Below are 22349 nucleotides of genomic sequence, written 5' to 3'. Positions count from 1 at the left end.
CGCGTTTTCTGGTGATTTTTTGTGCAATAGCCAGCGGCTGCCACCCTAGGCGGATCTTGTCCTCAATACGCTGAATTGTCGTTTCCGTCAGCGCAATATTGACCGGAGATTCAGGCAGTTCAGCATTCGGTAAAACACACTTGGAATAGATGCTCTAGTCGGCATTTTTTTTGCAGCGAGCGAGATTGTGGAGGGCTTGAGTCTCGCTGTCAAATAAGGTTTGATCATCAGCATAAGAACGGACCGGAAAGTGGCCAGAAAATGGAAAAGAACACATGAAAAATCATCTTAATATGCGCTTGTTTGACAACGTGCGATGGCGGGGAATTCTGCTTTTCCCTATTTGCCTGCGGCGGGATGCGCAAGCCGGCAAACTGGCTTCAACTGCAGATTAGTCAAGATGGATTTGGATAAACAATTGTTTGAAATTTTAAACAAATGTTTGATTGTCTGATGTTATTATTGCCGAAATTTTTTTTGCATAGTTTCTCCGCACAGATAGCCTGAATACAGCGTTTACTGTTCTGTTCATACCATGCCGGCAGCTTGCCTCCTTAGAAAGTTAATGTGATCCCTGAAATGAACAGCTTGTCCAGAAAAGAGCATTTACTGCGGCTGATACAGGCCAACCCTGCGGTCACTCAGCAAGAGCTGGCCGATCAGTTGCAATTGTCACGTTCGGCAGTGGCTGGCTATGTGGCCGCACTGATACGAGAAGGCAAAATACTGGGCCGTGCCTATGTCTTGCCAGACAGCAGGCCAGTCGTGTGCATAGGCGGTGCCAATCTGGATCGTAAGTTGCGTACCCTGAACGATGTACAAATGGGCACCTCGAATCCGGTAAGCCAATATGAAAGCTTTGGCGGCGTGGCGCGCAATGTGGCGGAAAACCTCGCACGTTGTGGCCAACGTGTGCAGTTAATGAGCATAGTCGGTGATGATACTGCCGGTCAGGCCATACTCGGCTATAGCGCTGAACAAGGTATAGATACCAGTGCTTGTCAGACCCTGGCTGGCGTCAGCAGCGGTAGTTACACGGCGGTGCTGGATCCGCAAGGCGAGATGGTGCTGGCACTGGCACAAATGGATGTGTGCGAGCGGCTGGACCCGCATTTTCTGCGCTCACGCCAGCGTCAGCGCAGCGCAGCTGCCATGGTGATTGCTGACCTGAATCTGCCAGCCGACAGCCTGAGTTTATTATTGCAGGATGCGCAGCAACAGCAGCAACAGCAGCAGCAACATATTCCGCTGGTGCTTATCGCGGTCTCACAACCGAAAATGCAGCGCCTGCCCGCGCAATTGCATGGTTTGCGTCTGTTGATTTTGAATCATGGTGAACTCGAGCAGCGCGCCGGACAGGCTTTGCCGGATCAGGTCGCGATACAGCAAGCAGTTGCTACGCTGCGGGTACAAGGCGTGCAGGATGTGATCGTGACCATGGGTAGCGCAGGGGTCTTGTGCACCCGTCCTGATACCGATTTGCTGACGGCGATACCTGCGCCGCAGTGTGAGGTAGTGGATGTGACCGGTGCTGGCGATGCCTTCAGCGCTGGCGTTTGCTATTCCTTATTACAGCAAGCTACACAATTAGAACTCGCTTGCCAGCGCGGACAGCGACTGGCGGCACTGACTTTGCAGAGTGGCCGGACCGTGTCCGAGCAACTGCAGCCTAACATTTTTCAAGAGGAAAGCTATGCATAATTACCTGGTATTTTCAGCAGAAGTTCAGGCCGCACGCGAGGCTGGCAAACCAGTGGTCGCACTGGAATCGACTATTATTTCTCACGGTATGCCTTACCCGCAGAATGTACAGACCGCCAAAGAAGTGGAGCAAATCATTCGTGATCATGGTGCCGTGCCCGCTACGATAGCGATCATGAACGGCAAAATCCATATTGGCCTGTCCGATGCGGAACTGGAATTGCTGGGCCAGTCGCGTGATGCGATCAAGGTCAGCCGCCGTGATTTGCCCTATGTGCTGTCCACCGGTAAGCTGGGTGCGACCACGGTGGCAGCAACTATGATCTGTGCCGAACTCGCAGGTATCAAGGTATTCGTCACTGGCGGCATAGGCGGCGTACATCGCGGCGCCGAAACCAGTTTTGATATTTCTGCCGATTTGCAGGAACTGGCGCAGACTTCAGTAGCGGTTGTATGTGCCGGCGCAAAATCGATACTGGATCTGGGACTCACACTGGAATATCTGGAAACCCACGGCGTTCCTGTCGTCAGTGTCGGACAGGAAGCCTTCCCAGCCTTCTTCACACGTGACAGTGGCTTCCGTGCTGACTTCCGTTTAGATACGGCGCAGCAGCAGGCAGCCTTCCTGAATACCAAATGGGCACTGGGCTTAGAGGGTGGTGTCGTGATCGCGAATCCGGTGCCCGAAGCGGATGCCATGCCTGAAGCTGAAATCGAGGCGATCACGCGTCAGGCGCTGGATGAAGCGGCGCAACAGGGCATAGGCGGTAAAGCAGTGACCCCATTCCTGCTGGCTCGCATCAAGGAGCTGACGGCTGGGCGCAGTCTGGTGACGAATATCGCGCTGGTGAAAAATAATGCAGTATGCGGTGCACAGCTCGCACTGGCATTGAAACAAGGCATATAAGGATGGATCCCCGGTGGCTGGCAGTACCAGGCACAGGGGCAGAGAGAAAGGGGAGGCCGGATTGTGCGCAGGCCTTGCCCTTCGCAGCAGCTGATGCGTTCTGGCGCAAGCTAAATGCGCTTTGCATCAGGTATGCATCAGGTATGCATCAGGGATAAAAGGCACCTACGTGATAGCCTGAGGCTTTGAGCTTAGGCAGTTCAAAATAAATTTTGATGTTTTTATCTGAATTGGGCGTGAAGCCTTTGGCTTCTTCGCCTGCTTCGCTCAGATATTCTTTGGGGCTGAAACTTTTTCTGATCACCGTCTTATCTTTGGCGTCATTCAGTGTCAATTCCACGTGGGGCCAGGCGAGCGGCATGGCGCTGTGGTTTTGTAATTGCAATGTGAGCTGGAAGGTATTTTTTTCACTGTCTTGAGAAATCAGTTCATTCGCTTCTATCGTGATCTGATCAATTTTGGCAGGCAGGCTGATCTGACAAGCCAGCAGGGCGCAGGCTTTTTGCAAACCCGGCTTGGTATCCGGATACATCGCGGCAATGCTGTTGCGATTGAGGTAGACCACTTGTGCCAACAGCGCTGGAAGCAGGATGAGCGATAGCAGTGCATACACGATGGTCAGCATTTTTTTGCGCTTTTGGGCGCGCTCTGCCTGTAATACAAATTCCGGCTTGTCTTCAGTTGCCGCTTCGGCTTGCGACACGGCTGCGCTGTCCGCATTCAGTTCGTTTGTTTCTGCGAGTGATACGGATAAGTCTGTCGCTGCCAGCGCATGCATTTCTGCATCCGACAGCGGGAAGTCAGCAATAGGGTGATCTGCCAGCAAAGGGTCGGCCTGCAAGGTATCCTGCTGCGCGGGGACAGATAGTAAGTCGGCCTCATTGCCATTTTCTGCGACCGACCAGTCAATTTCCGGCTCACTCGCGAGTGCGGCGCGGGTTTCCAACTCTATACCGGAGGCGATGCTGGCTTCTGAACTCAGGCTGTCCGGCAGCATGCTGTCCATGCCATCACCCAGATCGAAGTCTATCGCCGCTGCACTGACGGCTGGCGCGTCCGTATTCACAGGTGTCGCCCGGCTGACTTGCGGTTCGGCTGTCTGGATTGCGGATTCGGCCTGTAGCTGCAGTCGTTCCAGTTCTTGTTGCTCACGCAGCGCCAGTGCGAATTCGTCGGACTCTTCCGCATCAGCTTCAGCCTCAACATCAGCTTCAGCACGGCTGGCATGGCTCCAGACCTGCGGGCTTGCAGTCTGAGTTTCTGTGCTTGCAGGTGCGGTAGTGCTGATATGGCTGTCTGCTGCATCCTGTGTCGCTGCTGCCAGCATGGCACTCAATTCCACATCTGCGGCATTGTTATCGCTCTCGTTCTGCACTTCGTTTGCGACGGCAGTGTGGGCAGCGAATGTTTCTGCGGCAGGTGTCTGCGCCAGCGGCTGGTTGTCCGACTGAGCCGTTTGTGCAGACGGGCTGGCGGGAGCCGCTTTGACGGCATCCGGTGCCACCAGGTGTTCCACCCCATTGAAGGCCTGATGACAGGCACCACAACGGACCAGTCCGGCATGTAGCTTTAACTGGTCATTCGCGACCCGGAAGGTCGTCTGGCAATGGGGGCAACGGGTGGCAAGTGCCATGGCTTAAGCGGGTAAATGACCGGCCAGGGCAACCCAGCCTTCATGTTCTGCCCATACGCTGAGCTGGATGAACGGGGCATAAGCGGCCGCCACTTCTTCCGCCTGACGTGCCAATACGCCTGACAGTATCAGTGCACCGCCTGGCGCAACGCGTCCGGCCAGCATAGGCGCCATCAGCTTTAAGGGGCTGGACAAGATATTGGCGACGACCACATTGAATTTTTCAGATTCGGGATAGGCGACAGAAAAAGGTTCTGGCAGCGCGTATTCGATTTCGCAATGATTGCGTTCAGCATTAAAGCCTGCTGATTCTATCGCTTGCGGATCAATATCGACACCGATAACTTTCGCTGCGCCGAGTTTTTTAGCAACCATGGCCAGAATGCCGGAACCGCAGCCGTAATCCAGTACCGATAAGCCTTGTGGCGCATGTGCTTCCAGCCACTCCATGCAAAGACGGGTGGTTGGATGGCTGCCAGTGCCAAATGCGAGGCCAGGATCGAGTTCGAGTACCAGTGCATTCGCATCCGGCGCATCATGCCAGCTAGGCACGACCCAAATGTTTTTGCCGATATGGATAGGTGCGAATTGAGATTGGGTCAGACGTACCCAGTCCTGCTCTTCAACGCTGCGCGTCGTGTAGGATGGCGTGACTGTCAGGCCGATACTGGCTGCTGCTTCTGCCACCAGTGCGGCGTGATCGATATCGACATCGGCGAGTGCAACCACACGGCTGCGATCCCAGGCCGCTTCATCCGGCTCCATGCCAGGCTCACCGAACAGCGGTTTTTCTGCTTCGGTACCTTCATCTGCATCTTCGACAGACACCGATAAAGCACCGGTTTCCATCAAGGCATCCGATAAAGACTCTGCATGCTCACGCGCCACTTCGATGACGATTTCTATCCAACCCATAATTTGTTTCTTTCTCAGAACTTACGCAAAATTGTTCCGGTGTGACAGCCGTGCTTTCCGTTTGGCAGTTGGGCTGTCGCCGGAGCGGTTTTGCCTAAACTCTGTTTTCTTAGTTTTAGTCTGTTGTAACGCACAGAGGCTGTTGCCAGCCTCTGTACACTTCTGTCAATTTCAGTTTGCGCTAATCAGGATGCGGCGCAGTCTGTTTTACTGATTTTTTACTGATTACTTGACCTTCTTATCCAGCACGGGCATGCCTGCCAGTTTATGTTCCAGGTAGTGAATATTGGTGCCACCTTCGATAAAGCGCGCATCGATCATCAGTTCACGATGTAAAGGGATGTTGGTTTGTATGCCTTCCACCACCATCTCTGACAACGCGATCTGCATGCGACGGATAGCCTGATCACGGGTTTCACCGTAAGCAATCACCTTACCTATCATGGAATCATAGTTAGGCGGTACAAAATACCCTGCATAAGCATGTGAGTCAACACGAATGCCAGGGCCGCCCGGTGTATGCCAGGAAGTGATACGGCCTGGTGAAGGGATGAACTTGAACGGATCTTCAGCATTGATACGGCACTCGATCGCGTGACCACGGAACTGTACCTGGTCTTGCGTAAAGCGCAGCTTTTCGTTGAAAGCGATACGGATTTGTTCCTGCACGATATCGATGCCGGTAATCATTTCTGTGACCGGATGTTCAACCTGCACACGGGTGTTCATTTCGATGAAATAGAATTCGCCGTTTTCATACAGGAATTCAAAGGTACCCGCGCCACGGTAGCCTATCTTGCGGCAGGCAGCCGCACAGCGCTCACCGACTTTGGCGATCAGCTCGCGCGGAATGCCGGGTGCCGGTGCTTCTTCGATGACTTTTTGATGGCGGCGCTGCATAGAGCAGTCGCGTTCACCGAGCCAGACTGCATTGCCATGCTGGTCGGCCAGAATCTGGATTTCCACGTGACGTGGATTTTCCAGGAATTTTTCCATATAGACTTCAGGATTGCCGAAGGCGGCTCCGGCTTCAGTCTTGGTCATGGTGACTGCATTGAGCAGTGCGGCTTCAGTATGAACCACGCGCATACCGCGACCGCCACCACCACCTGCAGCTTTGATAATGACCGGATAGCCGACTTTACGTGCAGTCTGGACGATCACCTTAGGATCATCCGGCAGTGCGCCTTCTGAGCCGGGTACGCAAGGCACACCAGCTTCTATCATGGCGTGCTTGGCTGAGACTTTGTCGCCCATCATACGGATGGATTCGGCGCGTGGGCCGATGAAAACAAAGCCGGATTGTTCTACGCGTTCTGCGAAATCAGCGTTTTCAGACAGGAAGCCATAGCCTGGGTGGATAGCCTGGGCATCGGTCACTTCTGCCGCGCTGATGATGGCTGGCATGCTCAGATAGCTCAGATTGGAAGGTGCCGGGCCGATACAGACGGATTCATCCGCCAGTTTCACATACTTGGCTTCGCGGTCGGCTTCAGAATGCACAACCACGGTTTTAATGCCCATTTCGCGGCACGCACGCTGGATACGCAATGCGATTTCACCACGATTGGCGATAAGAATTTTTTCAAACATGATTTAACTTTGCTGTAGCAATGGTTGCAGCTGCGGTGCCTGTCAGGCATCCCGGCCAGGATTAGCCAATCACAAACAGTGGTTGGCCGAACTCGACTGGCTGACCATTCTCTACCAGGATTTGCTTAATCGTGCCTTCGTAATCGCTTTCAATTTCATTCAACAGCTTCATCGCTTCGATGATGCACAGGGTATCGCCTTTAGCGACGCTCTTGCCGATATCCGCAAATGGCGCTGCGCCTGGAGCGGAAGAACGGTAGAAAGTACCGACCATCGGTGATTTCACGATCAGACCCTCAGGTACTGCAGGCGCTGCTGCCACTGGTGCTGCACTCGCTACGGGTGCTGCTGCCAGCGGTGCGGCTTGTTGCGCCTGCGGCTGCATCATCACAACTTGATTCTGGGGCATGGCGGAGGACTTAACGATACGGACTTTGCCTTCACCTTCCGTTACTTCGAGTTCTGCGATATCCGATTCTGCTACGAGGTCGATCAGGGTCTTGAGTTTTCTTAAATCCATGTGGAATCCCCTTGAAAAAAGTAGTTCTGAAAAAAGTAAGCGCGCAATATAGAGTGTTTACTCGGTTTCTGCAATGCTTCCGCGCAGCAAATTGTAAACTATTTTATTTAAATTTAAGCTAAGTTAGCGCGGAGATGGTGGAAGTTAGCGCTTTTTGAGGAAAAAATCAATCGCTAACCGGTAGCCGTCTGTGCCCAGGCCACAAATTACACCTTGAGCGATGGCGGATAAAAATGAGTGATGCCGGAAGCTTTCGCGCTGATGCACATTAGAGATGTGCAGCTCAATAAAAGGAATCGCCACACCAGCCAATGCATCCCGCAGTGCCACGCTGGTATGCGTGAGCCCACCGGGATTGACCACAATGGCGTCAATTTGTTCCGCACGCGCAGCATGAATACGATCGATCAGTGCGCCTTCATGATTGCTTTGGAAGCAGACCAGTTCTGCACCCGCCGCCCGCGCTTGCGCGATGGCGGCAGCTTCCACTTCAGCGAGGGTGGTGGAACCGTAGGTTGCGGGTTCACGGGTGCCAAGCAAATTCAGATTGGGGCCATTCAGCAGCAGCAGTTTGCTTGCCATAGTCGCATTCAGTTTGACGAAGATGGCCGCATTTTGCCGTTAATAACCGCAGATTGGCAAGAAAAAAACGACTTACTTTGATTTTTCCGCAGAATATTTGGCGATATCTGCTTTTAATTCCTGCATTTTCAAGCGTCCCAGATAGGTTTTGACCAGCTTACCCTGTGCATCCAGCATCACAGTAAACGGCAGACCGCCAGCCTGATTGCCGAGTTGACGTGATAGCTCACTACCGTCCAGACCCGCGACAAATATGGGGTAGCTGACAGGATACTTCTGCGTAAATTCGGTGATATTGGACGGACTGTCTATGCCCAGACCCAGTATCTGCACCTTTTTAGATTTGAGTTCATTTTGCAATTCAGATAATTCTGGCATTTCTTGGACGCAAGGTTTACACCAGGTCGCCCAAAAATTCACGATCAACAGTTGATTGCTGTATTGCGCCAGCGCGTGGGGTTTACCACTGGCGTCAGGCAGGGATTTACTCATCAATTGTTTGACTGCACCCGATTGCGGTGTGTCCGGCGTGGAATGGACATTGCCAGCATAAATGCCGAGACCGGCGCAGACGGCACCGATCAGGACGGCGAAGGACAGGAATTTTTTATTGATCATGATCGCTTACTCTCTGTGTGACTGAATTGCTGAGTTTATGACTGGCAGGCATCTTAGCTCAGTTTGCCTTAGCGCGTGTTCAGTCAGTCTGATTGTGCGCCGCCTCATAAGTGGTATTTGTGTAAATTGTATGTAAAAATAGTAATGTAATTAATTCAAAGCAGCATAGATCAGGTCATGGCTTCTGGTTGTGCAGGCGTTGTAAGTCCTTCACCGTGCCGGGAGTGTTGCCATGCTGAAGCCTTGAATATGTTGCAATCGCTTATTTGCAATCGCTTTATCGTCCGCCTTGATGTCGTCACTGATTTGGGAAGTCTTATGTTAAGTAGTCATGCAGTACCCGTGGACCAGTTGAGCGCACCGGCCACAGAAAGTCAGGATGCCATGCCATCCAGTCCGTCCATCACCTCGACGGACACAGCGCAGGCTCCGTCTGTCGACGACCGCATTTATTTTACCGGGAGTGGCAAAGAGTATTTCCGTATCTGGATCGTTAACCTGTGTCTGAGCCTGCTCACGCTGGGGGTGTATTCGGCCTGGGCCAAGGTCAGGCGGCTCAAGTACTTTGACCAGAATACGGTGTATGCCGGGGCGGTTTTTAATTTCCATGGCCGTCCCGAGGTGATTTTGCGTGGCCGTATCATCAGCGTGATATTTTTGTTTTTTTATCACTATGTGTATGGCTTGTCTAAAATGAGTGCAATCGTGATCGCCGTGGCTTTGCTATTTATGCTACCGCTGATGCTCAGAGGGGCCTTACGTTTTCGCTTACAAAATACCAGCTACCGTGGCATTCGCTTTCAATTTCACGGCAGCCGCATGCGTGCTTACCTGGTGTATCTCCCAGTGGTGGTGGTGTTCCTGTTGCCGGGTCTGGTGACTGTGCTGTATCCGCGCCGTACCACCTGGCTTTTGTATGCTTTCCTGCCGTATTTGAGCTGGCCCTGGCTATATGCGGGCATGAAGCGCTATCAGAATGGGAATTTTGCTTATGGACGTTTGCGCTCTGCCACGACTTTGGGGCGGGGTAACTTTGTGTGGCCTTTTGTCGCTGCTGGTTTAGTGATCCTGCTTGCCACGTTTCTTGGCGGCTTGCTGGCCGCAATATTTGCGTTTGTTATCGGTAAAGTTTGGGGAGGTATATTGGGGTTTGTCGGAAGCATAATATTCGCTTATGTTATATATCTGATACTGGGACCGGCTTTGCAAACAAACCTGTGGAATCTGATTTGGAATGCAACTAGCTTACCTGGGATACAAATCAGGTCGGCGCTCTCTATGCAAAAATATGTCAAACTGCAAACAAAAAACTTCTTCCTTACTATGTTGAGTCTGGGGCTTTATCGCCCGTTTGCGGTAGTCGCAGCTTATCGCTTCCGGCTTGAGCATATGCAACTGACGGTTGCCAGTTTTGATGCTGCGGGTGCTGCTGCAGACGCTCAGGGGAGCGCTGCGACCTCAGACGCGTCGGCAGATATGTTCGGCTTTGATCTTTCCTGGTGAGGGTGATGTGATGCAAGTATTGTATTTTGATGGTCTTCACGCACAGCATCGTTCTGCACAGCTGCAGGATCACGGTGATGTCCTGGAGTTGAGTGGTGAAGCCTGGACGCAGCGCTATAACAAAGCACAAACCCAGCTGGACGAGTTATTTCTTGCAGCGCCAGGATTGTTGCGCTTCCCGGATGGATCGCATGCCGAAGTACAGGCGGCATCTGATAAGCAGGCGCTGCGCCAGATGATGGCTTACCAGCCCGGTCTGGTCGAGCGCTGGCAAGCCAAATGGATGTTGGCACTGCTGGCGATTATCGTGATGGCAGCTATGTTGTTCAGTGCGTATCGTTGGCTGATCCCGGCGATTGCGGATCGGGCTGTGAACTGGGTGCCAGTCATCACTGAGCGTGAATTTGGCGGCAAGGTGATGGTGTTATTAGATGAGCAGATTTTCAAACCAAGTAAGCTCAGCGATGCGCAAATTTCGCAAGCCGAAAAAATCCTGAAACGTATCAAGCCAGCCAATGCGCTGTTTCCTATACATCTGGAAGTCAGATCCGCTGAGAAGATTGGTGCGAATGCCTTTGCTCTGCCTGGCGGTACGATCGTGGTGACGGATGAGTTGATTACTCTTTTGAAAGCGGAGAAAGACGATTTGCTCGACCTTGAGGCAGAGGAGCAAGTCGCTGCCATCATCGCGCATGAAGTCGGCCATATTCAGTATCGCCATCCCATGCGTGGGCTGATCAGTGACTCCATGGTGACGGTAATGATGGCCACGCTGTTCGGTGATTTCAGTGTGGTAATGACGGTCGCGCCCGGCCTCTTGATCAAAATGGATTATTCGCGCGATACAGAGGCGGAGGCGGATGCCTATGCGTTTGCGCGAATGCAGGCATTAGGGATATCACCCGGGCGCTTTGCCGAAGCATTCGTTAAGTTGACCAAAGAGAGTGAAAAGAATGTCGATAAGTTACCCACATGGTTACGCGAGAGCCTGGATTATGTGAGTTCGCATCCGAATCCCAAGCTGCGCATAGAGCGTGCGCGCGCCGCAGCAGCTAAATAGCGTAAAAACTTGAACAGCCAGCCTCATACAATACCGACGCTGGCTGATCAGGCTGACAGGCTGCCAGCTTATTCCGTGGGCGTAGCAATCAATTGGCGCAGTGCTGACAGATTCGCACGTTCATTGCTGCGGGTTTGCCCGCTGCGTAAGCCATCCTGTTCGTGCAGGATCAGATGCACGCCTTCATTCCTGTACAGGAAACTGAGCGTCTCTATGCTCTCATTACGTGCGTTATAGCTTTCCGATACCTCAAACTGCACATCTTTATTCAGCAGGAAAATCGCGACTTCCTTGGCATTATCGGTGTACAGATGCAGATAAATATCAGAATGCTGACCGGCGGTGCCATTCAGTACGGCGCCGACCAGATAGGGCTGAAATTGCTCCAGCTGCTCCATGATTTCCAGCGCCAGTAGGCGTAAATGCTGCAAGCGTTGCGGCTGGGTGTCGCCAAAGAACAGCGCATTGTATTCACGCACTTCCTGTTCTATCTGCGCATTGTCAGGAAGTACATCACCTTTGATGCGCTGATTGCCCAGCAATTGTTTGGCAGCCTTCTTCTTGGCTGAGGCGTAATCCGCGCCATCCTCAGCAATCATGCGGGCTGCCAGCGCCGCGATTTCGGCACGCAGTGCTTCGGCTTCATTCGGTGTGTGTATCATCATGCGGGCATGATAGCCCAAGCCCGTCAGCCTCGCCAGTCACCACTGTTACCCGCGTATCGCCGTAAGGGGCTGCCGACGCCGCATTTCTGTCGTTTTCCACCGATTTCCCCATAGGGTATCCATGCTGATGTCGGGTAGAATTGCGGGATTCTGAAATTTAGAGGCATTATGCATATTCATATTTTAGGTATCTGCGGTACCTTCATGGGTGGACTGGCGGTGTTAGCGAAGGAAGCCGGGCATACCGTGACGGGCTGCGATGCCAATGTCTACCCGCCCATGAGCACCCAGCTGGAAGCGCAGGGCATTACCCTGACCCAGGGCTTCGGCGCAGAGCAGATCGCCTTAGAGCCGGATCTGTATGTGATCGGCAATGTGGTTTCGCGCGGTAATCCGCTGATGGAAGAGATCCTGAACCGTGGCCTGCCTTATGTCTCTGGTCCGCAATGGATGGGGGAGCATATCCTGCGCCATAAGTGGGTGCTGGCTGTTGCGGGGACCCATGGTAAAACCACGACGTCGGCCATGCTGGCCTGGATACTTGAGTATGCAGCTTATGCGCCAGGCTTTCTGATCGGCGGGGTGCCGATGAATTTCGGTATTTCAGCGCGCCTACAGGGCAATCATGCTTCTGATTTTTTTGTGATCGAAGCGGATGAATACGATACTGCCTTCTTCGATAAACGCAGTAAATTTGTGCATTACCATGCCAAAACGGCGATCCTGAACAATCTGGAATACGATCACGCCGATATTTTCCCTGATCTGAAAGCGATAGAAACCCAGTTCCATCATCTGGTGCGTACCGTGCCGGGTGTGGGCCGTGTGATCTTCAATGGCGATAGTGCAGCTCTCGGCAATGTGATGCAGCGCGGCTGCTGGAGCGAACAGGAGAGTTTCGGACAGCAGCAAAGCTGGCGTCTGGAGCTGCAACAGGGTGAAGATTTCGATGTGTATTTTGAGCAGCAATTACAAGGTCGCGTGCAATGGGCGCTGAATGGTGAACATAACCGTCAGAATGCCTTGGCTGCGATTGCTGCTGCACGCCATGTGGGCGTGCCGCCGGCACTGGCGATAGAAGCACTGTCGCAATTCGTGAATGTGAAACGCCGTATGGAAGTGCGTGGCGTGGTGCAGGGTGTCACTGTGATTGATGATTTTGCCCACCATCCGACCGCGATCAGCACCACGGTAGCAGGTTTGCGTCGCAAAGTCGGTGCGCAGCGCATACTGGCTGTGCTGGAACCGCGTTCCAACACCATGAAGCTGGGCACCATGAAACAGGCCTTGCCGGAAGCGCTGGCGCAGGCCGATCTGGTGTTTGGTTATGGTGCCCAGGAAGGCAAGGATGCTTTGGGCTGGGACCTGGCCGAAGCACTCGCTCCTTTGGGTGACAAGGCAGCTGCGTTTCAGCAGATACCGGCTTTGGTCGATGCCATCGTGGCGGCAGCCCGTCCCGGTGATACGGTACTGGTGATGAGTAATGGCGGCTTTGGCGGCATCCATCAGAAGCTGCTCGATGCGCTCACAGCCTTGCCAGCGGAGCAGGCATGATACTGTACCTGCACGGCTTTCGTTCTTCACCCAGTTCCTTTAAGGCCAGGGTGATGCAGGCCCATATGGATCAGCTTGGCCGCAGTGCAGAATTCCATAGTCCCGCTTTGTCGCCGTCACCGGCAGAGGCGATAGCACAGGCGCAGGCCATCATTGCAGATACCCCACCGGAACAACTGACGATAATCGGCTCATCGCTGGGCGGCTTTTATGCGACCTGGCTGGCGGAACAGTATGGCTGTCGCGCTGTGGTGGTCAATCCGGCGGTGAAGCCGCCGCGCGAGCTGGAATCCTATGTGGGTGTGACGACGTATTATCACAGCGATCAGGTGTTTGAATTTAAGGCGGAATACGTGGATCAGCTGCGTGCGCTGGCCATTAGCGGCATTACCCGGCCTGAACGCTATTTTCTGATGGCAGCGACCGGTGATGAAGTGCTGGATTACCGTGAAATGATCAGTTTTTATGCGGGTGCCCGACAACTCATTATCGAGGGCAGTGATCACGGCATCGCCGAATTTGCTGATCATCTGGATCTGGTGCTGGATTACTGCGATGGCCGGAGTGCTTAAGCGCATGGAGAGTGCAATACGGCAGCAAAGTTATCACTGCAAACCGGCAGGCTGGAGCACGCATGTGAATGCCGTGCAGGTCAGCCGTCAGATGCAGACCTGGCTGAGTAACCGTGACTCGCTGACGGCGAGACTGGTTGCGCGGTGTCAGCGCTTCCGGGTGCAGCGCTTGTCGCAACACAAAGCACGCTGTCTGGCCGATGAGTATGCTGCTATCGGCCTTGCGCGCGCGCAGATGGTGCATGAGCGCGAGGTGATACTGCGCTGTGACGAAACGCCGGTGATTTATGGGCATACCGTGGTGCCGCTGAGCGCCACTGCCAATGAATGGCCCTTGTTTCATGCTTTGGGTGAAAAGTCGCTGGGCAGCACTTTGTTCAATGATCCTGGCGTGCGGCGTGGCGAGCTCAGCTATGCGCGCCTGCATGCCAGTCATCCGCTGATGCAGCGCATCGTGCAGACCTTGCCTGAATTGCGTGGCATCAGCTGGCTGCCGGCCCGGCGTTCATTGTTCTGGCGACGCGGTGCCTGTTTATTAGTGACAGAAGTATTTTTACCAGCCAGCAGAAATTTACCGGATGCGCCATTGGCAGCCGGGCTAAACAAGAATTAAGCTGGCAGACTGGAGCTGAGGCGCGTCGCTGGACGCGCACACATCAGTTTGCCGGCATCATAGCAAGGATAGATAGCGCAGCGTGTGCTGGTCTGAAACCCGCCGCCTTTGCATCCGTCCGTAGAGAAAAGAAAAACTGTAATGAATGTATTTTTTGAAGAGTCAGGCGACTTTAAAGCAGGCAGCGTGTTATCGCAGGCAGGGGAAGCCTATCAGGTTGAACTGGCCAGCGGTAAGCGTGCTAAGGTCAAAGCCAAAGATGTGCTGCTGCAGTTCACAGCGCCCGATCCGGTCAGCCTGATCGAACAGGCTAAAGCGGCGGCAGCTGAAATTGACTTGCCTTTTTTGTGGGAAGTCGCAGGTCAGGAAGAGTTTGGTTTTGCTGAACTGGGCGCGGAATATTTCGGCCAGGCTGCACAGCCTGTGGAAGCGGCCGGATTGATTTTTGCGCTGCATAATGCACCGGTCTATTTCTATAAAAAAGGCCGTGGCCGTTACAAGGCAGCGCCCGAGACTGCGCTCAAAGCAGCGCTGGCCGGGATAGAAAAAAAGAAGCAGCAATTGCTGATACAGGCGGGCTATGTTGAACAGCTGATGCAGCAGCTGTTGCCGGAAGCGATGCGCCCGCTGGCACTGCAATTGTTGTTCAAACCGGATAAAAACAGTATCGAATACAAGGCACTGGTGGAAGCCTGCGACGCCTTGCAGACCAGCGCCGCACGTCTGATGCTGGCTGCGGGCGGGATCAGCAGTCCCAAGCATCTGCATCTGGCGAAGTTTCATTATGAGCATTTCCCTAAAGGCACAGGATTTCCTTCACTGCCTTTACCTGCGCTGGCGGCCGATCTGCCGGTCGCAGATGTGCAGGCGTTTTCGATTGATGACGTGACCACCACGGAAATTGATGATGCTTTCTCAGTCGCGGAATTAGGTGATGGGCAGATACGCGTCGGTATTCATATCGCGGCGCCGGGATTGTCGATACAAAGAAATGATGCGATTGATCAGCTCGCGCGCAGCCGCATGTCTACCGTGTATATGCCCGGCGATAAAATCACCATGCTGCCGGATGAGTTAGTGGATGTATTCACGCTGGGCGCCGGGCAAAGCCGTCCGGCTTTATCGCTGTATGCGACCTTGAATACAGCGGACTGGAGTGTGCTCAGTACCGAGACCAAAGTGGAAGCGATCACTATGGCTTCCAATCTGCGCCACAATGATCTGGATGCGCTGGTCACGGAAGAAAACCTGGCTAATGACGCCGGTGATTATCCGCACAAAGCCGAAATCGCCCGCATCTGGCAATGGGCGCTGGCGCTGGAGCAGGGCCGTATGGCGAAGCGTGAAAGTTTCGGTATGAAGCCGGAACAAAATAACCGTGTCGATTTTAATTTCTATGTCGAAGATGATGTGGTCAGCATCGTGCGCCGTAAGCGTGGTGCGCCGCTCGATAAGATGGTGGCTGAGCTGATGATCTTCGCCAACAGCACCTGGGGCAAGCTGATGGCTGATCATGGCATCCCTGGCATTTACCGTGCACAAGGCGTGGCTGGTGGCCGTGGCCCGGGTGGCTGGGCTGCGCGTATGCAAGTCCGTATGCTGACGCATGCTGCGCCTCATCAGGGCCTGGGTGTAGATCAATATGCGTGGAGCACGTCGCCTCTGCGTCGCTATACCGATCTGGTCAATCAATGGCAGATTATCGCCTGCGTTCAGCATGGAATCACCGCGCCGCTGGTGGCAGCATTTAAACCGAAAGATGCGGATCTGTTTGCAATCGTGTCCGGATTTGATGCAGCTTACTCCGCCTATGCCGACTTCCAGAGCAATATGGAACGTTACTGGTGCCTGCGCTGGCTGCAGCAGGAAAATGCACGTCAGGTCGATGCGGTGGTGTTGAAAGATGAAGTCTTGCGTCTGGTTGATATTCCGCTCGTGATACGCTTGCCAGGCATGCCGCAAACAGCCCGTGGTGCGCAGGTCAGACTTGATATCCTGCGCTGGGATGAAGTCGATTTGACCGTAGAAGCACGCTTGCTGGAAGTCTTGAATGTCGTGACTGATATCGGCGAAGAAGAACTCGAAGACGATAACGAAGCCGCGCTGGAGACGGCGGATGCGTTGGATGTGACGGAGGAGCAAACGCCAGCAGCTACCCTGTTGACGGATGACGCTGCAGCGGCTGTAGCAGCGTTGCCCGAAGCTGAAACGCCATCCGCGCCAGACAGTAATGAAACAACAGCTAACCCTTGATGACAGAGACCCGCAGTATGTCTAACCGACCAGGCTTTGAAAATCTCGTACTTGGTGCAGCGCTTACCGTATCGGTACTGGCGCATGTGATCCCGCTCGCCTTTATGCATTTCGTCAATCCACCGGCCGTGTCGTCGCCAGCCACTGATCCGGGCTTGGAAGTGATATTGGTGAATGCCAAACACGACAAAAAACCCGTCAAGGCAGAGGCATTGGCACAGGCCGATCTGGATGGCGGTGGCATGCATGATGCAGGACGCAGCAAGTCGCCCTTGCCCGATATGCAGCGCAGTGAAAATGGCGATCATCTGATTGCCACTACCAAGCGTATCGAAGAAATCGAACAACAGCAAAAGCACCTGCTGGATCAGGTCAGAAAAAATACCGATTTCCTGTTGCCGGCGCAGGATAAACGTAAGCTCGATGATAAGCGTGCGCCGAATGCCGGTGCCGAAGACCTGGAAACGACTAAGGCGCTGGCGCGGATGGCGGCTGAAATCAATCAGACCATAGAAGACCAGAACCGTCGTCCGCGTAAAACCTTTATCACCCCAAGTACCCAGCGGGTCGGCTATGCGATTTACTACAAGCAGTTGCAAAAGCGCATAGAGGATTTTGGCACGCTGAATTTTCCACAAAAAGATGGGAAAAAACTGTACGGGGAACTGGTGATTTATATCCCGATTTTTCAGGATGGCAGCATCTATGAAAAAGAGGGTGGGCCACGCATAGAAAAATCGTCCGGCAATAAGGCACTTGATAAAGCCGCTTTGCGCATCGTGCGCAATGCCGCACCTTTTGGTAAGTTCCCGCAGAATATGCGATCCGGCGACAAAGATGATTTGTGGGTCGTGATTTCACGCTTCCGTTTCACCCGCGATCAGCAATTGGAAACCGATTTGCGCGGAGGGAAAAACTGATGTCAGGCTCTATGCAGACAGATATCCCAAACCAGCCGGATCAGTATGTAGTGATAGGGAATCCGATAGCCCACAGTAAGTCGCCACGCATTCATGCGCGCTTTGCGGCTGAGACGGCGCAGAGGCTGAATTACTCCACCCTGTTGGCACCATTGGATGGCTTTGTCGCCACCGCTGAGGCCTTCCGCGCTGCCGGTGGGCGTGGAGCGAATGTGACCGTGCCTTTTAAGCTGGAAGCATTTGCCTATTCAACCCGGCTGACAGCGCGTGCGCAGGCGGCCGGTGCGGTGAATACCCTGATGTTTGATGGTGCAGACATCATCGGCGATAACACCGATGGCCTTGGTTTAGTGAACGACATCGTGCGCAATGCCGGTATCCCTTTGCAAGCAAAGCGCATACTGCTGCTAGGTGCGGGTGGTGCAGCCAGAGGTGCTTTACTGCCTTTGCTGGAGCAGCAGCCTGCGCAGTTAATCATCGCCAACCGCACACTGAGTAAAGCGCAACAGCTGGCGCAGGCGGCACGGGCTGAATTCCCTGATCTTGTCGTCGCAGCCTGTACTTTCGAAACGGTTCCGGCAGATTGCGCGTTTGACGTGATTATCAATGCGACTTCTGCCAGTCTGCAGGATGCGGTACCGCCGCTACCAGACTATGTGTGGCAGGCACGGCCGCTGGCGTATGACATGATGTACGGCGCTACACCTACCGCCTTTTTGCAGGTCGCAGCACAGCATGCTGCGCAGTGTCGCGATGGTCTGGGTATGCTGGTGGAGCAGGCTGCTGCTGCATACGCCCTGTGGCGCGGCGTACAGCCAGCGACCGGGCCGGTACTACATGAGCTTAGGATGGAAATGCAAGCGGCGGAGGGTAGGTGAAGATGCTGCGGCGCTTATTGTTCTGGCTGGTCGGTGTGCCGTTGTTGCTGGTGCTCTTGTTGCAGCTTTATTTTTTGCTGCAGATACTGTGGTGGACTCAGTTTAATCCATCTTCAACCAGTTTCATGCGCCAGCAGCTCAGCGTATTACAGGAAAAAAAACCTGATGCGAAATTACAGCATCAATGGGTGCCGTATAACAAAATCTCGAATCACCTGAAGCGCGCAGTGATCGCGTCGGAAGACGACAGCTTTGTCGATCATGACGGGGTGGATTGGGAGGCGATGCAGAAAGCCTACGAAAAAAATCAAAAGAAAGGCAAGGTCGTTTCCGGTGGTTCCACCATTACCCAGCAGCTCGCTAAGAATTTATTTTTATCCGGACAGCGTAGTTATTTGCGCAAAGGACAAGAACTTGTCATAACATACATGCTTGAAACCTGTATGGATAAACAACGTATTTTGGAAATTTATCTGAACGTGGTGGAATGGGGCGTGGGTGTGTTCGGTGCTGAAGCCGCAGCCAGGCATTATTACGGCAGCAGTGCCGCGACGCTGGGTCCGGCACAAGCGGCCAGACTGGCAGTGATGTTACCGAAACCACGCTATTTTGATAAAAATCAGGGATCAGGCTATCTGCAAAGGCGCAGCGAGCTGATCATGAAACGCATGAATAGCGCAGAACTACCATGAATTTACACAAACAACGAGGAATGAGTCTGGTCGCCGTATCGGTTTTATTTATGATACTGGGCCTGGTTGCGATGGGATTTTTATACACCATACGCTATGGACATTTGCCTATGCAGGAAGTCTGGGCACGCTGGGGTAAATCAGCCAATGTGATCGGCAAAGAATTAAAGAATGCGAGCGGTATACCGGATTCGTCTGCACCGGCCACTGGCAGTGCGCCTGGCGCTGAAAATATGCCGGCTCCGGTGACGGTTGAGTCCGGTGTCAAACGCTGTGTTATCAATGGCAAAACCGTGTACTCCGACACTGATTGCCATAATAATGCGACCGCTACTACCCTCAAACTGCAGGATACCCAGGGCTTCCAGAAACCTAAGCCAGCTGCAGATGCGGCATCAGCCAGCTCACCTGAGCAGGATGCACGTATCAAGATGATAGAAAAAGCCATAGAGAAGGCATCCAAATAAAGTCGTGCATGGATGGTGTAGTCCGGGCCAGCGTCGTCAGGATATATGTAAAAAAGTCCTGCGCCGCTGGTCGCGCTGACCTCAAACAGGTTTACAATCCAGCCCAACCGTTTGTCACGCTTTTTCCGGAATCACCTCATGATTAATGTCTTTGTTTTACACAATGGCCGGCTGAGCCAGATCAATATCGAAAACCGCGCAGATCTCGAAAACACTTTGCCGATCTGGGTTGATCTGACTGACCCTACCGAGGAAGAGCGTGAGTGGGTCAAGAGCATCTATGGCGTGACTTTGCCAGGTGAGGATGAGGTCAAGGATATCGAAGCCTCGGCCCGTTATTACGAAGCGGACAATGGTGATCTGCATCTGCGCACCGATTTTCTGATCGATGAAGATGAGGATGATGAGCCAGCCCGCACTGTAACTGTGGCCTTCATCCTGGCGCGCGATATTCTGTTCTCCGTACACAATACCGACTTGCCGGTATTCCGCTTGGTGCGCATGCGCGCGCGTTCCCGTCCGGGTTCGATAGGCGACTACAAAGATGTCTTATTGGATTTGTATGCGACCGACGCTGAATATTCGGCGGATGCGCTGGAAGGCATTTATCAACAACTGGAAGAAGTCAGCCGCGCTGTATTGCAAAAAGAATTCAGCGATCAGGATGCTGCCGCCGCTTTGAATGCAATCGCCCAGGAAGAAGATTTGAATGGCCGTATCCGTCGCAATATGATGGACACCCGACGCGCAGTGAGCTTTCTGATGCGTGGCCGTTTGCTGAATGCGGATCAGTTTGAAGAAGCCAGACAGATTTTGCGTGATATCGAATCGCTCGATGGCCACACCTCATTTCTGTTCGATAAAATCAACTTCCTGATGGATGCGACGGTTGGTTTTATTAATATTAACCAGAATAAGATCATTAAAATCTTCTCGGTTGCGAGCGTGGCCTTCCTGCCGCCTACCCTGATTGCAAGTATCTACGGGATGAACTTTAAAGGCTGGTTCCCCGAGCTGGAATGGGAACTCGGCTATCCGTTCGCACTGATGCTGATGATCGCATCGGCCATCACGCCATTCTGGTATTTCCGCCGTCGTGGCTGGTTGAAATAATGGCCGCGACCGGACTCGATCACGCCAACCTGCGCACCGACCGTGCCGGAATGGCTCAGCTGCGTGATTTTTATATTCGCTATGTAGGACTGGTCGATGGTCCGCGTGCGGCCTTAAGCAGTTTTGGTTACTGGCTGTATGCGGGTGAACAGGCGGTGCTGCATATCTCAGAAAATCGTGCCGGCGAGTCTGCACAGACCGGAGTGAAGACCACTTTTGATCATCTGGCTTTCGCCTGTACCGGCTTTGAGCAGATGCTGCAAGGCCTGCAGCAGGATGGGATTCCTTATCGCTTATCGGAAGTCCCGGCCTCAGCAGGCTTTGCTTTGCAGCGTCAGATATTTTTTCATGATCCTGCCGGCAATGGCATAGAGCTTAATTTTACTGCCTGACGCCACTCCACGCCGCCCCCCTTATTCTGTCGTGCTTTGCGCTGACTCCGGACTGGGAACCGGCACCCGCTTGCCATCCAGTCCGGCCTTAGTCCATAAGCCGTTTTCCCAAAACAGCATTTCGCCACGCTGACCGGATTTAATATCTGAGTCGATGGAATACACCCGTCCTTGCCAATGCGCATAGACACCGTTCATGGTGGTATGGCCAACCACGATATGTTGTACTTGCAGCGTTTGCAGTAACTGATCCAGCGCTTCACTCTGTAGCTGTGGTGCTTTCAGATAGCCCCGATACCACAGCGGGCCGGTGCTGCCATACAGGAAGGAGAGCACATTGTTTTCTTTGAAGCTGGCCTTGGGTAAACCCAGACCAGCATGAAACTGTGCATTGACTTCAGCCAGACTGAGTTTCAGCTGCGCATAATCCGGATGCAGGCCGCCGTGCATGAACAGGCTGTCGTTGATGCGGATGATGACCGGTTTGCTGCGCAGCCAGCGTCCCAATACGGTTTCCTGACTAAACAGACGTGGGTAAGTCGTATTGAGTTTGTCAGCAACGACGCGGTATTTAGGATGCAGATAACGCAAGTCATTAGCGAGGCTGATCGCTTCGTGATTACCTAACAGATAATGTACTTTGCCACCCGCCGCTTCGGCCTGCGCTTCCAGCATATACAACAACCACAGCGCTTCAGTCACCTTGGGACCACGGTCAAATACATCGCCAGCGATGACCAGATGGCCGCTGCCGTATTGCCACTTACCCTGTGCATCAACGATTTGGTTCGCTTTGAGCAGGTTCAGCATCAGATCAAACTGGCCATGGATATCACTGAAAGCCGCGATTTTTTTCGCTTCAAATCTGGCTGCGACCGGTGCGGCAGCAGCCTGCGCACGCAGTTGTATCGTATACGGATAGCCGCACAGCGGCGCTATGCTTGCGCTGATCGTCGCGAGCAATTGATCCTGACGCTGATCGTTACAGACCCAGCTGGCCTGCAGTTGCGCGCTGTTGCTGCTGAAGAATACATGAGGGCCATCGTTGACCGGCGTTGGTATTTGCGCCTGAATACTGAGCGGGGCCAGTGTCAGTGCCAGGCTGAACAGCAATGTGCACAGCACAACGGTAACTCCGCTGCGGCATTCAGAAAAAATCGGAAATTGTATTTGGGGTGAGCGGGGTGATGAGGAGAAA

The 22349-nt window shown here is 53.3% G+C and carries 22 protein-coding genes; 14 read left to right on the top strand and 8 right to left on the bottom strand.

Going from position 1 to position 22349, the window contains the following annotated elements:
* The first annotated feature begins 579 nt into the window (after positions 1 to 579).
* Both H8K43_RS15235 and H8K43_RS15230 read left to right on the top strand, forming a co-directional pair.
* Positions 580 to 1701, top strand: a complete 1122-nt coding sequence (locus H8K43_RS15235; RefSeq protein WP_186904626.1) for a carbohydrate kinase — start codon at positions 580 to 582, stop codon at positions 1699 to 1701.
* Entirely contained in the window at positions 1694 to 2608 is a 915-nt protein-coding gene (locus tag H8K43_RS15230) for a pseudouridine-5'-phosphate glycosidase (RefSeq protein WP_186904625.1), read from the top strand. The genes H8K43_RS15235 and H8K43_RS15230 overlap by 8 nt, the downstream gene beginning before the upstream one ends.
* Before the next feature lie 148 nt (positions 2609 to 2756).
* Here the strand turns inward: H8K43_RS15230 and H8K43_RS15225 are convergent, their stop codons facing one another.
* The 6 genes from H8K43_RS15225 to H8K43_RS15200 all read right to left on the bottom strand — a co-directional run bounded on the left by H8K43_RS15225 (position 2757) and on the right by H8K43_RS15200 (position 8469).
* On the bottom strand, positions 2757 to 4241 hold the full coding sequence (locus H8K43_RS15225; RefSeq protein WP_186904624.1) for a DUF3426 domain-containing protein: 1485 nt from the start codon (positions 4239 to 4241) through the stop codon (positions 2757 to 2759).
* A 3-nt stretch (positions 4242 to 4244) separates the two neighbouring features.
* Positions 4245 to 5156: a 50S ribosomal protein L11 methyltransferase gene (prmA, locus tag H8K43_RS15220; protein WP_186904623.1), complete on the bottom strand. Its 912-nt coding sequence runs from the start codon at positions 5154 to 5156 to the stop codon at positions 4245 to 4247.
* Positions 5157 to 5381: 225 nt separating this feature from the next.
* Entirely contained in the window at positions 5382 to 6749 is a 1368-nt protein-coding gene (gene accC, locus H8K43_RS15215) for an acetyl-CoA carboxylase biotin carboxylase subunit (protein ID WP_162020779.1), read from the bottom strand.
* A gap of 61 nt (positions 6750 to 6810) precedes the next feature.
* Positions 6811 to 7269: an acetyl-CoA carboxylase biotin carboxyl carrier protein gene (gene accB / locus H8K43_RS15210; RefSeq protein WP_186904622.1), complete on the bottom strand. Its 459-nt coding sequence runs from the start codon at positions 7267 to 7269 to the stop codon at positions 6811 to 6813.
* Positions 7270 to 7413: 144 nt separating this feature from the next.
* On the bottom strand, positions 7414 to 7851 hold the full coding sequence (aroQ, locus tag H8K43_RS15205) for a type II 3-dehydroquinate dehydratase (protein ID WP_186904621.1): 438 nt from the start codon (positions 7849 to 7851) through the stop codon (positions 7414 to 7416).
* 72 nt (positions 7852 to 7923) lie between these two features.
* A complete protein-coding gene (locus tag H8K43_RS15200; protein ID WP_186904620.1) occupies positions 7924 to 8469 on the bottom strand; it encodes a TlpA disulfide reductase family protein in 546 nt (181 codons plus the stop codon).
* Positions 8470 to 8787: 318 nt separating this feature from the next.
* Between H8K43_RS15200 and H8K43_RS15195 the strand changes: the two genes are divergently transcribed.
* Both H8K43_RS15195 and H8K43_RS15190 read left to right on the top strand, forming a co-directional pair.
* Complete coding sequence (locus H8K43_RS15195) at positions 8788 to 9972, top strand: YjgN family protein (protein ID WP_186904619.1); 1185 nt, start codon at positions 8788 to 8790, stop codon at positions 9970 to 9972.
* Positions 9973 to 9982: 10 nt separating this feature from the next.
* On the top strand, positions 9983 to 11032 hold the full coding sequence (locus tag H8K43_RS15190; protein WP_186904618.1) for a M48 family metallopeptidase: 1050 nt from the start codon (positions 9983 to 9985) through the stop codon (positions 11030 to 11032).
* Between the two features lie 68 nt (positions 11033 to 11100).
* On the opposite strand, the gene H8K43_RS15185 is transcribed toward H8K43_RS15190, so the two are convergent.
* Positions 11101 to 11697, bottom strand: coding sequence for a hypothetical protein (locus tag H8K43_RS15185; RefSeq protein WP_186904617.1), 597 nt, complete (start codon positions 11695 to 11697; stop codon positions 11101 to 11103).
* Positions 11698 to 11865: 168 nt separating this feature from the next.
* On the opposite strand from H8K43_RS15185, the gene mpl reads away from it, so the two are divergent.
* The 10 genes from mpl (at position 11866) to H8K43_RS15135 (ending at position 21151) form a co-directional block, all read left to right on the top strand.
* Positions 11866 to 13251 carry a UDP-N-acetylmuramate:L-alanyl-gamma-D-glutamyl-meso-diaminopimelate ligase gene (gene mpl, locus H8K43_RS15180; protein ID WP_186904616.1) on the top strand — a complete coding sequence of 462 codons (1386 nt, stop codon included), beginning with the start codon at positions 11866 to 11868 and terminating at the stop codon, positions 13249 to 13251.
* Positions 13248 to 13823 carry a YqiA/YcfP family alpha/beta fold hydrolase gene (locus H8K43_RS15175; protein WP_186904615.1) on the top strand — a complete coding sequence of 192 codons (576 nt, stop codon included), beginning with the start codon at positions 13248 to 13250 and terminating at the stop codon, positions 13821 to 13823. The genes mpl and H8K43_RS15175 overlap by 4 nt, the downstream gene beginning before the upstream one ends.
* A complete protein-coding gene (locus H8K43_RS15170) occupies positions 13807 to 14436 on the top strand; it encodes a chorismate--pyruvate lyase family protein (protein ID WP_230404014.1) in 630 nt (209 codons plus the stop codon). The genes H8K43_RS15175 and H8K43_RS15170 overlap by 17 nt, the downstream gene beginning before the upstream one ends.
* 141 nt (positions 14437 to 14577) lie before the next feature.
* The gene (locus H8K43_RS15165) at positions 14578 to 16689 is read left to right on the top strand and encodes a ribonuclease catalytic domain-containing protein (protein ID WP_186904614.1); all 2112 of its coding nucleotides are present in this window, start codon (positions 14578 to 14580) and stop codon (positions 16687 to 16689) included.
* A 17-nt stretch (positions 16690 to 16706) separates the two neighbouring features.
* Positions 16707 to 17609, top strand: coding sequence for a TonB family protein (locus H8K43_RS15160; RefSeq protein WP_186904613.1), 903 nt, complete (start codon positions 16707 to 16709; stop codon positions 17607 to 17609).
* Positions 17609 to 18487 carry a shikimate dehydrogenase gene (gene aroE / locus H8K43_RS15155; protein WP_230404013.1) on the top strand — a complete coding sequence of 293 codons (879 nt, stop codon included), beginning with the start codon at positions 17609 to 17611 and terminating at the stop codon, positions 18485 to 18487. The genes H8K43_RS15160 and aroE overlap by 1 nt, the downstream gene beginning before the upstream one ends.
* The gene (mtgA, locus tag H8K43_RS15150; RefSeq protein WP_162020789.1) at positions 18484 to 19179 is read left to right on the top strand and encodes a monofunctional biosynthetic peptidoglycan transglycosylase; all 696 of its coding nucleotides are present in this window, start codon (positions 18484 to 18486) and stop codon (positions 19177 to 19179) included. Before aroE ends, mtgA begins: the two co-directional genes overlap by 4 nt.
* Complete coding sequence (locus tag H8K43_RS15145) at positions 19176 to 19646, top strand: hypothetical protein (protein WP_186904612.1); 471 nt, start codon at positions 19176 to 19178, stop codon at positions 19644 to 19646. Before mtgA ends, H8K43_RS15145 begins: the two co-directional genes overlap by 4 nt.
* Before the next feature lie 138 nt (positions 19647 to 19784).
* Positions 19785 to 20759: a magnesium/cobalt transporter CorA gene (gene corA / locus H8K43_RS15140; protein WP_162020791.1), complete on the top strand. Its 975-nt coding sequence runs from the start codon at positions 19785 to 19787 to the stop codon at positions 20757 to 20759.
* Positions 20759 to 21151, top strand: coding sequence for a VOC family protein (locus H8K43_RS15135; RefSeq protein ID WP_186904611.1), 393 nt, complete (start codon positions 20759 to 20761; stop codon positions 21149 to 21151). Before corA ends, H8K43_RS15135 begins: the two co-directional genes overlap by 1 nt.
* A 21-nt stretch (positions 21152 to 21172) precedes the next feature.
* Here the strand turns inward: H8K43_RS15135 and H8K43_RS15130 are convergent, their stop codons facing one another.
* The gene (locus H8K43_RS15130) at positions 21173 to 22276 is read right to left on the bottom strand and encodes a metallophosphoesterase (protein ID WP_186904610.1); all 1104 of its coding nucleotides are present in this window, start codon (positions 22274 to 22276) and stop codon (positions 21173 to 21175) included.
* Between the last annotated feature and the right edge of the window lie 73 nt (positions 22277 to 22349).

This window comes from Cognatundibacterium curvum, from assembly GCF_014284235.1.
GTDB classification, from domain to species: domain Bacteria; phylum Pseudomonadota; class Gammaproteobacteria; order Burkholderiales; family Burkholderiaceae_D; genus Undibacterium; species Undibacterium curvum.
This window is presented reverse-complemented; position numbering and strand designations above follow the sequence as displayed.